Source organism: Nocardia sp. bgisy134 (assembly GCF_057708325.1).
In genome coordinates this window covers 105,908-119,014 of record NZ_JBYIRW010000021.1, presented here as the reverse complement: position 1 = coordinate 119,014, position 13,107 = coordinate 105,908, and the positions used below count along the sequence as shown (strand labels likewise).

Here is a 13,107-nt window from a genome sequence, read left to right as displayed (position 1 = left end):
AGGTCGGGATAGTCACCTCCCGACCACACCACCGCTGGGCCCGGTGCGCTTGCTGGTACGGCCGGTGAAGTCGTAGAGCGCATCTCGGTCCGCTCGACATCCACCTGGTGTCGCCGCGAAATCGTTCGATTCTCGATACTGGCGGGTTCAAACTATCCTGTATTCGGCATTATCGGACGCTCAGCCACCATCGCCATGATCGTTCCGCACAACCGTTCTGGAACGTGTTCCCCCAGTGGATCGCCTGCTCGGTGGTCCCACGAGAGGCAACGTGGTGGTCCCACACGGGGGCAAACGGCAGGTGTCGGTCGTTCCAATGTGATCTTTGTGATTTTGAAACGTATTGGCGAACACCAGGTTACGGTGTGGCCGTGCGTTCAGACCAGTGCCGCGTGGGCGATCTGATCGTAGTCGCCGATTTGCCCGATTCGGTGCGGCATCGGCTGAGTTGCGGGTCGGGGTGGACGTCTCGGTGGATCGCGTCGTGGCAGTTTCGGGGAGATGAGATTTCCTGTGCGGTACGAGATCTGGCTGCGATGCCCATCGAGGGGTTGCAGCCGGTGCGGCGGTTCGGTTGGGGTGCGCGGCAGAAGCACCGGCCGGGGTTGCAGTTCCTGGTGTCCACGGGACGTCACCATGGTTTCGAGTCACTCGAGGAACAGCGGCTGCTGCTCGCGTTGGATTTCGCCGGTGAGGTGATCGAGGTTCTGCCGCAACCATTTCGGCTGTCGTTCGAGACCGCGGCGGGCCGCCGCGGCGAACATGTCCCGGACTATCTGGCGGTGTCACAGGACGGTTCTGGGTGGTTGTTCGATGTCCGCCCGGCCGGGTTGATCGGCGACGATGACATGACGAAGTTCGTGGCCGCGAAAGAAGCAGCGCTGGTCAATGACTGGTCCTACAGCGTGGTCGCCGGGTGGGCCCCGCATGTGGTGAGCGTGATGGATGCCTTCTCGGCGCAGCGCCGTGAGCTGACCGACCGCCTCGGCCTGGAAGGTCAGCTGCTCAGTGCGGTGGTCACGGGTCCTCGGCGGTTCGCGGATCTGGTGAATGCGGCCTCGCTCCCGGCGGTGGCGCGTGCGCACGCTCTGCACTTGTTGTGGCACCGCCGCCTCGGCATCGAGCTGGGTAGCCCACTGTCCGACGAGACCTTGGTGTTCGCCGGGTGGGAGTCGGCACGGTGAGCGACCGGCGTGGATTGTTGGAACTGACGGTTGGGGTGGTGCTGCGTTTCGACGGCTTGGACTGGACTGTTCAGGAGATTCAGGCCGAACACGGCCGGTTTCTGGTGCGGCCTGCGAGCGGGGCTGTCGAGTCGCGCACGTTCCGGTGGCTGATGTTTCACCCGGACTGCCGTGTGGTTTCCAGTGTGGTGGTGAAGGATCCACGATCTGGACAACTCGCGGTGCGAACCGACCTGACTTCAGAGCAGCAAGACCGCTTGCACATCCGGTTGGCGCACGCGTTGGAAGCCGAAACTGGCTTTCGCTCCGGGGATTCACGCCGTCGCGCTCCGGGTGAACCGCGTCCGGCCTACGACCCGGAGCAGACCACGCTCACGCAGCGCAGACGAACCAAGGTCGCCGAACTGGCAGCGTTGGGTGCAGAGGAGTTGGCGGTGCTGGGGTTGGCCAATCTCAGCGAACGCACCCTGCGGCGGCTGGCTGCCGCCTGGCGCACCGAAGGTTTCGCCGGGTGCGTCGACGGGCGTTGGCTGCGGGCCGGTGGCGGGCATCCGAGCATCAACGAACCAGTGCGCGAAGCGATCTTCGCGGTCCGGGCCGAGAGTCTGCACCGATCACGAATGAGCATGCGCGCCAAGGACAGACTCATTCACCAGTACGTACTCGAAAAGCACGGAGCGGAAGTCAGGATTCCCAGCTACGACACGCTGCGGGCGGTCTGGTCGGAATGGTTCGGGCCCGGCGGCGCGCGTCAGCGTTATGTCCGCTCGGCGGCCGCGGTCGACACCGGCATCACCTACGTCGTTGTCCATCGGCCGGGGCAGGTGGTCGCGCTGGACACCACGGTGTTGCCGGTGAAGGTCCGCGAAACGGTGTTCGGTGAGTCGGTGTCGGTTCATCTGAGTCTGGCCTTGGATGTCTATACGCATTCTCTGGTGGCGTTCCGGTTGACGCTGGTGTCGGACACATCGGTCGACATCGCGATGGTGCTGCGCGATGTGATGATGCCGCTGCCGATGCGCGACGGATGGGGCGAGGACATGGAATGGCCCTACCCGGGCGTTCCCGCCGCAGTGGTCGCCGAATTCGCCGGCCACCGGGTCGCCGGGTTGCCGTTCTTCACCCCGGAAACGGTGACCACCGACCACGGATCCGTCTACAAGAACCACCGGCTCGTTCAGGCTGAACGCGACCTGGGCTGCAACATTCTCCCTGCTCGGATAATGCGTCCGACCGACAAGCAGGCGGTCGAAAGGACCTTCGGCGGAATACGCAGCCTGCTGTTCGAAGTGCTGCCCGGCTACACAGGCGTCGACGTCGCAGACCGTGGTGTCGATCCTGAATCCGATGCGATACTGACCATTTCGCAGATGGAGCATCTCATTGCCACCTGGATTGTCCAGGTCTGGCAGAACCGGGCCTTGGGGGAGTATGCGCCGGCCTGGGCGCCGGGTGAACAGCATTCGCCGAATACGTTGTTCGCGGCTGCGATGGCGCAAGGCGGTGTCTCCCTTCAGATTCCGGATCCACAGTTGTATTACCGGCTGCTCAAACCTCACTACGTCGATATCCACGGTCGGCGCGGGGTGAAAATCTCCGGTCTGTGGTACTGGGGTCCGGCACTACCTGACGGCAGCCAGCCCTCGACACGGGGCGGAAAACACAAAGGCAAGTGGCTGATCCGGTCGGACCGTCGGGATCGTCGCATGGTGTTCTTCCAGGACGAGAACACCAGCGAATGGCACACATTGCGCTGGAACGGATTACCTCCAGAAGGAGAAGTCCCAGCGTTTTCCTCGATCACTGCCGATGAGCTGCTACGTCAAGTCCGTCGCCGGGGTTTGTCCCCGCACAGCGACGCCGAACTGCTGCCGGTGCTGCTGGAGTTGCTCGGCGCCGATATCCCCGTCGATGCCTGGTCGACCCGGATGAGCAAAACCCAGCGCACCAGTACCGCCCGCCAAGCAGCCCAGGGCGACGCCGCACGCAACGACCGAGACCCAGCCCCCGCCGACGACAACCAGGGGAAGGTGGTGGCGTTGCGATGGCCCGAACAGGCCCGCAGCACCGAGGACTCGGTCACCACCGAACGACGGCATCGCCGTGAGCAAGCAGTGCCGACGCGGCCGAGGCCACCAGGCAGATTGGGAGAACGTCTACGCCGCACCAGCTTGCTGGTCCTACCCGACGAGAACGAACAAGACCACGCCGTGGAAACCGGATTGGAGGATGTGAATTGACCGGTCCGGCACTGTTTCTGCCTGGTCCGGTCCCTGATCGCACCGTCTGGGCTGGCTGGAACCGATGGCGGCTGACTCGTCGAGACTTCGTTCCCGCCCCGATCATCACCGCCGAGGATCACCAGCGGATGACCCCGCGGCAACGGCGTTTACACGATCTGCACCGCATCGCGACGCACTCCAACCTGCTTATTCAGGAAACCCCGATGAGCGCGTTCGTGTCCTGGAAGATCCGGGCGCTGATCGAGGACAACGCCTTCAACCACAGCCCCGACACCCGGCCAGGGGTGATGTTGAACGGTGGTGGCTGCCAGGGCAAAACCGAAACGATCTGCGAGATCATCGCCTCGTTCGAAGACGAATGGCTCGCCCTCTACGCCCAGAACCCCACCGCAATGGCCGGGACACTGGATCAGCACGCGCCTGTTGCTTACGTCCGGACACCGGTCAAGGCCACCCCGATCTCCACCTGCCAGCGAATTCTGGACTTCTTCGGCGAGCCCTACAAGGGCATGCGACAAGAAGATCTCATCCGCACGGTCAAGAACGCCATCTACGACCACGGCACCAAAGCCCTTGTCCTCGATGACATCACGCGGCTGAAGCTGCATCGCGAAGCCGACCAGGACGTGCTGGATCTGATCCGCGAGCTGATGAGCCTGCCGGTCACCCTCATCCTGGTCGGTGTCGGCATCCCCCGGTCCGGGTTGCTGCGCGACGGCCGCAAAGATCCCCGCACCGGGCAATGGCTGTTCCCGCCGGTCCGTGACCGCGGCAAGAGCCGCAACGACGACGCACCCGGACAGACCGACCTGCGGTTCGACCTGCTCGACCTCGATCGGTTCTCCTACGACACTCCCTCGGGCATCGCCGCCTGGGCTGCCCATCTGGTCGGCATCGAGCAGCAGCTGCGGCTGCTGCACGGCTATGACGGCATGCTCAGCGACGGCGCTATGCCCGAATACCTGTTCCGTCGCACCGGCGGAATCATCGGCCTGGTCAAGAAACTCGTCCAAGCCGGATGCCGATATGCCATCGAGACCGGCCAAGAACACATCACCACCGACCTCCTCGACCTCCTAGCGCTGAGTCCCGACGATCTGCCCGATCTCGACCCCGATGCAGGCGAAATCCCCGACATCCCAACCGCGCCCGTGGCACCGACGCGAAAAAAGTCCAAGCCGCGCAACACTGTGTTCGACGACAAGGGCGTCCCCGCAACTGGAAGCGCAGGCTGAGCGATACATGCCCACCGCCGAACCGTTGGGAAGAAGCCTGTTACCGCTACCGGATGAGTCGCTGCCGGGATTCGTTCTCCGGCTGTCCTACCGGATCAATCAGTCGCCGGCCCGTCTGATGGAGGTGACGGGACTGGCAACGGAGCGGCGCAGCGGAGTCTTTTCGACGGTCGGCCTGCTGACCGAAATCCCCGAGCCATCCCGGCAGACCTTCGCGCATACGACCAGGCTCCCGATCGAGGCGGTCACCCAGCTCGGTTTGAACGGTTTGCGCGGGCGATATCCGCTCCCCTCTACGACAACAGACATTGCCGCGAGTGGCGTGCAGGCTTTGAACACTCCCTGGTTCCTGACCCCGGCGACGCGATACTGCCCGGAATGCCTCGCTGGCGACGGAACTCCTATTCAGCAAGCTTTCGGAGGAGCCTGGCGCAGAGCCTGGCGTCTGCCGGTCGTTTTCGCCTGCACCAAGCACCAGCGCCTGCTCGAACATCGATGCCCCGAATGCGATCAACTCGTCCACGACCGTCGGCCCGGCCGTCACGGTCTGCTGCCCGCGATGGGTGTCATGCTCCACCCCGCGCAATGCAGACAGGTGCTCAACCTCCGCAACGGCCGAGCCCACGACACCTGCTGCGGCACAAGACTCGACCGTCCTCGACTTCGCCGCTCGGCCGGTCCCGAACTGGTCGCCCTCCAGGACAAGATTCTTGGACTGCTCGAATTCGAAGGTCCTGCCAGCACGCTCAGCGTCGGGCACTTGACCGAGCCGATCAGCTACTTCGCTGATCTGCAAGCAGTGACGATGCTGGCCACCCAGACTTGGCCTGCGTTGCGACACATGAGCCCGTCAGAGGAAACCGCAACGTCAATCGACGAACATGTCACGACTCTGCTGCGCAGAGCTGCCGACCGGTCAGCCAAGACCCCCTCGGTCAGGCCCCGCACCATCTTCGGGCCGCCGCCTGCCGACGCCGCCGCCAGAGCCGCTCTGACCTATATCGCCGATCGAATCCTGCTCAGCGGCAACGCGGAAACGGTCCGCGAATACCTGCGCCCGCTACTCCCGGCCACCACAAGCCGAGCGGGCAAGACCGCCAGGGCACAGAGACTTTTACGATCACAGACCCCGCTGTCGACAGGAATGCAAGCCGCCTGCGAACCGCTGCTCCGTGGCTTCGCCAAAGCGGGCGGGTCACGGGGCCGACGCGCCGCCAGCGTCCGCCCACAACACTGGGGGCCCGAACATATCCCGGCGTTCTTGCCCAAGAGCTGGTACGAACGGCATTTCGAAGCACCTGCCGACGTCAATCCGATGTTCACGCGCCGCACCGCCGCACTCAAGCTGGTGCAGATGGTTGCTGGCGGTTCCCTCGGCGAGGCCGCCGAATATCTCGGACTCGGAACGGGGCACAACACAGAGCTGCTGCACAACGGCAGAATCTACTCCGGGGCGCATCGCGTTCACGTCAGCGTGAAACAACAGCCCGATCCGCTCGGCTTCGAATCGGCGCTGACCGCTCTCGCAGCCGAACTCGACGAACCCGCCACACTCTTGGTCAACTATCAGAGCCGACGCCGAGCGCTGGAAACCTGGTTCATCGACACGGGCACCTGGAACGATCTGATCCTCCGGCTTCCACCCGATCACCGTTCACGGCCAGAACCTGAACTCATAGACCGCAAACGGCAGTTGGCCTCCATCTACGTCTGGGTCCAGCTGACCAATGGGGAACACCTCTTCGCGCCGCAACCCATCCGAGTCACGCAGCCACCGGAGATCCAGCAAGCATGGAAACGGCAGCTCACAAGCTCCTGGCACCACATGCACAGCCACCGTTGCGGACCCTACTACAGCACGCTCAAGGCCGAACTCGACAGTCTTGCAACAACACTCGCCCACAAGATCGACTCTCCAGCCGGATAACGCCCGAAGCCGATTGCCGGTTGAACCGTAACTCCGTAACGGCCTGCTCCATCCCCGTCACTGGCCAACTAACGCCCGACATCGTGGCCAACTATCGCCCGTCTCACCATGGCTACCTGCGAAACCGGCACGGACCCTGGCCAACTAACGCTCTTTGTCACAGCCGGGCCTTGGCGCAGTACATGCGGTGGCTGGCCGGGCATCGCCGACCGTTCAGCTACTCGGCCGCGCCGGCGAAGGAGACATTGCGTGACGACCGTTCGATGACGGCGAAATCATGCCGATCCTCCGCAGCCGCGACGAAATCCACCCACCCAAGGGACAAATGGCCGCACCCGTGCTGGGAGGTGTGTTTCCTGCATGCTTGGCGGTACCAGTTGGTGCAGTTCTATCTCTACCCCTTTCCGAAGTTCTCCTGGTTGAACCAAGCGACAGGGTGCAGCCGTGTAGCGCGTGCGCGATTCGCGGAAGTTGGCCGTGGCCCCGCTTCGCACGACCTTGACGAGCACGCGATCTGGCGGTGTGGGCGCAGATCCTCGCGGGGCGGCGTACACGGTCTGCCGCTGCACCCGGGTGTCGTTTGCCACCGTCGAGGAACCACCGCGTTGCCAGTCGTGGGACCACTGTCAGACCACCATGGGGGCCGCAGAAGCGGAACCGGTTCTCGCACTGTTTCCTGGTCGACTGGGCCTGTTCGAACGACCGGACTACGGCATGGCAGGGCGTCGGCTTGCGAAATGCGTCGAGATTTCTCATTGAATTAGGACCGGAACTGTCCTATGTCCCCGACATACTCGAATCATGAGCGAAATCGAATCGACTGCGGGACAGCCGGATCAGATCGAAATCACTGATTACAACGACCCGAACGCGCCGTGGAACCAGGCGTGGGACCAGGAAGGCGGCATCGCCAACTGGAACGATGATGTGATCAAGGAGTTCCGGGAGAACTCGGGCAAGGTGGGCGGCGCTTACGCGGGCGGAGACCTCATCCTGCTCACCACCACCGGAGCCAAGAGCGGCAGGCGGCACACGACTCCGCTCGGACCTCTGTACCGGGGCGACACCATGTATGTGAGCTCGTTCATCGAGGACAAGTACCCGGCTTGGTGGTACAACATCAAGGCAAGTCCGCAGGTCACCATCGAGCTCCGAGACAAGACCTACCAGGCGATCGGCAAGGTGCTCGAAGGCGAGGACTACGACGAGTTCGCGGCTTGGGTGCTGGCCAACAACCCGCTGCTGGCAGATTTCCAGTCCAAGGTCGACCGGCCGATTCCACTGGTCGTGCTGACCCTCAACGGCGAGGGCTGAGCGCTCCCGGGAACCTTGCAGCCGCGGCGTGTCGACATTGGCGCGCACTAGCAGCGCAGCAGCACCAGGATGCCGCCGGAGCTGGCCTGCGGTCACACCGAAGGCGGGCGGGTACGCGGAACCGGCTGGTGAAGACCGTCGCGGTCAGGCGCTGGGCAATCGTCCGTCCCCGCGTGCCAACCGACACCGCGGTCGGAATCGCCCTATCCGCGCCTCCTCGACCGAGAGCCCGCCCTCTCGCCATCTGCTGCGGGACGCGAATTTGGCCAGCAAATATCACATCGGCATTACCGAGCACTTGGCTGATATCACCGCGATGGGGTTGGCGGATAGATCTTGGAACACGTTCGCTCGTCGGATCGCTTGCCGACGGTGGTCCCACGACTGGCAACAAGGTCAGGCTGGCAGGCGACAACCCGGGCAACGGACAGCGCGGGCGAGACGGAACGGTATGACCAGGAGCTCCCTGCTGTACCTGTTGTTGGGCAACCGATTTCATACCGTAGATCTGGTGACGGCTGAGCAGCGCGAGATGAAGCGATGGTCCGGTGCGGGCCTGGCAGGGCTGATGGCGGCGACGAGTCTGTGGGGATGCTGTTCGGCGGGGTTGGCATTGCTGGGTTCGCAGCGCGCCGCGCCGCTGGTGGCGTTGGGTGCGGCGGTCCCGCTGTTGGTCGTGGCGGTCGCCGGTGGCCGACGTCCCTGGCGGGAGCTTCGGGCCAATCCCGGGACCTATCTGAGGCTGGGATTTCTCGAGGCGGCGAACATCTCGATGTACGTCGCGGCACTGGCGATCGGCCCTGTCGGGGTGGTCGTCGCGCTACACCTGGCGTCTCCGATCCTGCTGTTGGCTGGGGCGGTGATGAGCGGAGCGCGGAAGCTGAGCACACCGATCGTGATCGAGGCCGGGCTGCTCGTCGCCGCTGTCGCCGTGGTGTCCATGCGTCCTGGCATCGAAACCTCCACTACCGCAGCGCTGCTCGGGTGTGTTCTAGCGTTGGGCAGCGCGGCCGCGGTGACCGCGTTGATCATTCTGGTCGCGAGGGAGTCCCGCCGTGGTGATCCCATCGTCTCGGCTGGGCTGCAGCTTGCCGTGGCCGGGCTGCTCACCACCCCGCTGCTGGTGACGACGGCAACCGGGAGTTGGCAACACATGGCCATCGAGGTGTCACTCGGCGCCGCGCTGCTCGGCCCCGGGTTCGCCGCCTACTGGTATGGAATTGCGCATCTGAGCGCGCCGACAGCTGGGGTGCTTGGGCTCAACGAAGCGGTGGTGGCCGCGAGCGTGGTTGCGGCGGTGGACAGCTCGCGGATCTCGGTACAGACGATCGCAGCTGGGGCACTCGTCGCCGCCGCCGTCGTGCTGGACACGGTATGGGGGGTCGAGATTCGAGAAGAGTAGTCCGCGGCGAGAAAACAAGGCATCATCCCGGCCACAGAATAGACTGCGCGTCTCGGTGGCCAGGATTGAACACAAAGGCGCCCCGTCCGGGCACGGTTGCGTGGCCCTGACGACCTTTGCGCACGTGTCGAACAAGAGAGTGAAACAGGAGGGCCTTGTGGCACAGGCAACCTGGCTGCAAGCGGTGAGTGGCGAGGAGATCCACGCGCTCCGGCAGGATCCGACCAGCATCAACAGGCTCGACAAGCCAGACCACTACCGCACCCACTACGGGGCCGCGCTCAATTACTTCCTCACCGGGGAGGCTTGGCCCAGCCCTGAGGACCACGAACTGTGGCCCGTGGTCGGGGGCGCCGACAGCATCGCCTGCTCGACCCTGGAGAACGGGGCTTTCTCGGTGGTGTCGCCGGATCAGGCGACCGAGCTCGCTGCACGTCTCGCCACGGTTGACGTGTTGGCCGTCGAAACCGCTGTCAGGCAAGCCGATTTCGAGGAGTTGATCGACGAGCACGAAATCTACGAACTGGAGCTGATCACACCCGATGAAGGTCCGGGAGTCATCGTCGCCGAACTCGAGGGACTCACTGCCTTCTATGCCAAGACCGCGGAGTCCAAGCTCGGTGTCGTGATGTACACCACCTGACTACGCGGGCTTCCTCGAGGGATCCTGCACAGCCGCAGCCCGGCATCCACACGCCACCCCTGCACGTCGATCGAATCCCGGCGATCATGCGACACGGGCCGGAAAAGTTGAGCCACATGCCAGACACCTGAGTCGCTGTACCAGATTCATTGAGTTCGGACCAGATTCATCGATCCACGACATGCTCGCGAAAATCGAGATCGAATCCGGCCCGCGTCTCGACTGAAGGGGAGCCACTATCGTGCATTGAAACATCTTGTGGCCGAAGCAATGTGGGCCGGGAGGATCTGGTTCGGCTCAATGGACTCATTCCACCGAGCGCCGAACTCAGCGGATGCGCTGGTAGCGAAGGTAGACGACCCGGGAGCTCAGGGCCTGGGACTCGATCAGCCGCAGGTCGAGGGGTTCGGCGAGCGGCGGGAAGTACGGGGTGCCGCTGCCGAGGATGACCGGTTTGACGAACTGGCGGTACTCGTCGATCAGGTCCTCGGCGATGGCGTCCGCGGCCAGGCCCGCCCCGCCGATCGACACCACGCTCTCACCCGGCTGGTCACGAAGCCGGGTAACGGCAGCTCGAGCAACTCTCACTGCTTGTCCGTCAGAACCCGACCGCACATCGGATAGCGCCGCATCTGCGCTCCCGATGGACAGCGCGTCTCACAGAACCTCCGTGGTGACCAACTTCCGACCAGGGGTGTCCAATTTCTAAACACCGCGACGCAGCGAACATCGCGCACACTATGCCCATGAATAGCGAGAAGTGATCCACAACACACGGACGAGTAGGCTGAGTCTGGGACGCGGACCCGAAGCCGACAGATCGAACGGCATTCGGCACCGACTCCGGCACCGCGTGCTGGGCAAGGAGTAGGAACCAGATGACGTCATTGGAGTGCAACCGCGCACCCATGTCGGCGCTGCGTCGCGAAATCGAGCTATCGTGGCGGCGCTCGCAACTATCCGGCGTGCAGCCGGAATTCACTGGATTCGCCGATCTGTCGGTCACGGAATTCGACCCGCGCAGCAGGCTTCTCGACGCCGCGGCCCCGGTCCTCGATCAGATCGCGGCCACGCTCACCGGTACCGCATACAGTCTGCTGCTCGTGGATCGCGATTGCCGACTCGTCTATCACTGGTTCGATAATCCACGGGTCGAAACCGCGCTGGAAACGCTCGGAATCCGGGACGGCGCCAACCTGGCCGAGGACAGTATCGGCACCAATGCGCTCGGCACTGCGCTCGAAACGCGGCGAGGCATCATCATCAATGGCTCCGAGCACTACATCGAGCGCTTCAAAGGGCTCACCTGCTACGGCCACCCGATCCTCCATCCGGTCACCCGGCGGCTGGCGGGCGTCCTCGACATCACCAGCACCAATTCTCATGCCGACCCGCTACTCGCTCCGTTTCTGCAGCGCGCGGTGAACGACATCGAACATCGACTCCTCGACCAGGCCAAGGCATCGGAACGCGCGCTGCTGGCCGCATTCCAGACGATCTCACGGCAACGCCGGGCCGTCGCGGCCGTCGGGGACGACATCGTATTGACCAACAACAGCGCCGTCGATCTGCTCGGCCCGTCGGATTACGCCCTGCTGCACATGCTGGCAGAACAGGCGCCCGCACGCCCGCACAGCACGGACGTTCGCCTGGCTTCCGGCGCGGCGGTCCGCCTTCACATCGCACAGGTGACGGGGGCAGAAACCGGCATGCTTTTCCACTTCGAACCGATCGCCGACTTCGACGTCACCGTGGCGGCGCGGCCAGTTGTTACCCGGCTGGCCGACCACGCGCCGACCACCGCCGGACCGGTTCTGGTCGTGGGTGACCATGGCACCGGTCGCAGCACCGCGGCCCGTCGGCTGGCGCGCCCGGAGGAGGTGGAGTTCCACCAGTGTGCGGATATCGCGACGTGCGGCGAGCAGACGTGGGTCCGCCGACTGCAAGAGCGTCTTGCCCGCCCGGCCGGCGCCGTGTGCCTCGACGGTGTCGATGCCCTGCCGGAGCGGGTGGTCGATCAGCTGATCGGCGCTATCAAGTCCAAGCCCCGTCCCAAGATCATCCTCAGCTCACTTCCGCTGCGGGACGCGCACGGCGCACACGCCGCGCTGGCGGCACTGTGCGCGGAACGCGTGGAGATACCGCCGCTGCGTGATCGCATCGCGGAACTGCCCGCGATTACCAAAGACTTGCTGCGCGAACTCGATCCGGCCGCCGACGTCCGGCTCCTCCCGAGCGTGATCGAACTGCTGGCCGCCCAACCCTGGCCCGGTAACCTGCACGAACTCAAGGCCGTGCTGGCGCACATCCTGCAACACCGCCACCAAGGCGATGTCACGGTCCGCGACTTGCCCGACCGCTACCGTGTGGCGTCGCGCGCGCGGAGCCTGTCCGGTCGCGAACGAGCCGAACGTGACGTCATCATCGAATCGTTGCGCCGCTACAACGGCAACAAACAGAAGACGGCACATGAGCTGGGTATCAGCCGCACCACGCTGTACGCCAGGCTCAAGGCTCTACGTATCACCGACGGACAGCCACCGGTGCCACGATCCGGGTCTCGGTAGCGTCCGCCGCCTCATCTGGTCGCGTTTGTCCGTGCGGGGTCCGGTTTCGAGCGCCAGCCTTCGCCCAGGGCATTGTGAAGATACTGTCCAAAACTTGGACAGTCTCCGGAATCGGTCAGCCACTAACTTTGTCATCGAGGCGTTCGGACCGGCAATGGAGCCGCGTTTCCCGGCAACGATGCCCGGAACGTCAGGACAGTGACACCCAGTCATTGAGAATGTATTCGCATAGGCAGTAGTCGCTCTCCTGACGCCCCGAATGCCCGAACTTGTCCCGCAAAGGTTCTGCTGCCTCGTCCGGAAAGGTTGATCTGGCAGTCCGGGGTGACGGGTGATCGTGACTTACCGCTGATGCCGCCGGTGGCGATCCCGCCGCGGTGGCGAGCCAGAGGTGTTCGTCCGCGCGTGACTCCGAAGGAACGTCGAGAGCTGAAAGTTTATCTGCGTTGCGCCGTATCAGGAGGGTAGGCCATGATCGCCGAGGGATGGTTCCCGTCTGCAGGCGATATGCACCTGCGGATCTGGCTGGGTGGAGTGGCCTTCGACTATACGGCCACCGCCGTGGCGGTAGCGCATTTGATCCACGATTGCA

9 protein-coding genes and 1 pseudogene are annotated in these 13,107 nt (G+C 64.1%); 9 read left to right on the top strand and 1 reads right to left on the bottom strand.

Going from position 1 to position 13,107, the window contains the following annotated elements; translation table 11 throughout:
- Positions 1-107: 107 nt before the first annotated feature.
- The 7 genes from AC3ERS_RS30380 (at position 108) to AC3ERS_RS30350 (ending at position 9,948) form a co-directional block, all read left to right on the top strand.
- Entirely contained in the window at positions 108-1,184 is a 1,077-nt protein-coding gene (locus AC3ERS_RS30380; protein WP_431971556.1) for a TnsA-like heteromeric transposase endonuclease subunit, read from the top strand.
- Positions 1,181-3,424, top strand: coding sequence for a COG3415 family protein (locus tag AC3ERS_RS30375; RefSeq protein WP_431971555.1), 2,244 nt, complete (start codon positions 1,181-1,183; stop codon positions 3,422-3,424). Before AC3ERS_RS30380 ends, AC3ERS_RS30375 begins: the two co-directional genes overlap by 4 nt.
- A 128-nt stretch (positions 3,425-3,552) precedes the next feature.
- Positions 3,553-4,662: an AAA family ATPase gene (locus AC3ERS_RS30370; protein WP_431971554.1), complete on the top strand. Its 1,110-nt coding sequence runs from the start codon at positions 3,553-3,555 to the stop codon at positions 4,660-4,662.
- Between the two features lie 7 nt (positions 4,663-4,669).
- Positions 4,670-6,589: a TniQ family protein gene (locus AC3ERS_RS30365; protein ID WP_431971553.1), complete on the top strand. Its 1,920-nt coding sequence runs from the start codon at positions 4,670-4,672 to the stop codon at positions 6,587-6,589.
- Between the two features lie 801 nt (positions 6,590-7,390).
- The gene (locus AC3ERS_RS30360) at positions 7,391-7,903 is read left to right on the top strand and encodes a nitroreductase/quinone reductase family protein (protein WP_431971552.1); all 513 of its coding nucleotides are present in this window, start codon (positions 7,391-7,393) and stop codon (positions 7,901-7,903) included.
- A gap of 451 nt (positions 7,904-8,354) precedes the next feature.
- On the top strand, positions 8,355-9,305 hold the full coding sequence (locus AC3ERS_RS30355; protein WP_431971551.1) for a hypothetical protein: 951 nt from the start codon (positions 8,355-8,357) through the stop codon (positions 9,303-9,305).
- A 55-nt stretch (positions 9,306-9,360) separates the two neighbouring features.
- The gene (locus AC3ERS_RS30350) at positions 9,361-9,948 is read left to right on the top strand and encodes a DUF1877 family protein (protein ID WP_431971550.1); all 588 of its coding nucleotides are present in this window, start codon (positions 9,361-9,363) and stop codon (positions 9,946-9,948) included.
- 327 nt (positions 9,949-10,275) lie between these two features.
- On the opposite strand, the gene AC3ERS_RS30345 is transcribed toward AC3ERS_RS30350, so the two are convergent.
- A complete protein-coding gene (locus tag AC3ERS_RS30345; RefSeq protein ID WP_431971549.1) occupies positions 10,276-10,536 on the bottom strand; it encodes a dihydrofolate reductase family protein in 261 nt (86 codons plus the stop codon).
- A gap of 287 nt (positions 10,537-10,823) precedes the next feature.
- On the opposite strand from AC3ERS_RS30345, the pseudogene AC3ERS_RS30340 reads away from it, so the two are divergent.
- Together AC3ERS_RS30340 and AC3ERS_RS30335 are read left to right on the top strand one after the other, a co-directional pair.
- Positions 10,824-11,615 (top strand): annotated as a pseudogene (locus tag AC3ERS_RS30340) (sigma-54-dependent transcriptional regulator family protein); the annotation flags it as partial.
- Positions 11,616-11,657: 42 nt separating this feature from the next.
- Positions 11,658-12,515, top strand: a complete 858-nt coding sequence (locus AC3ERS_RS30335; RefSeq protein WP_488186311.1) for a helix-turn-helix domain-containing protein — start codon at positions 11,658-11,660, stop codon at positions 12,513-12,515.
- Positions 12,516-13,107: the final 592 nt, after the last annotated feature.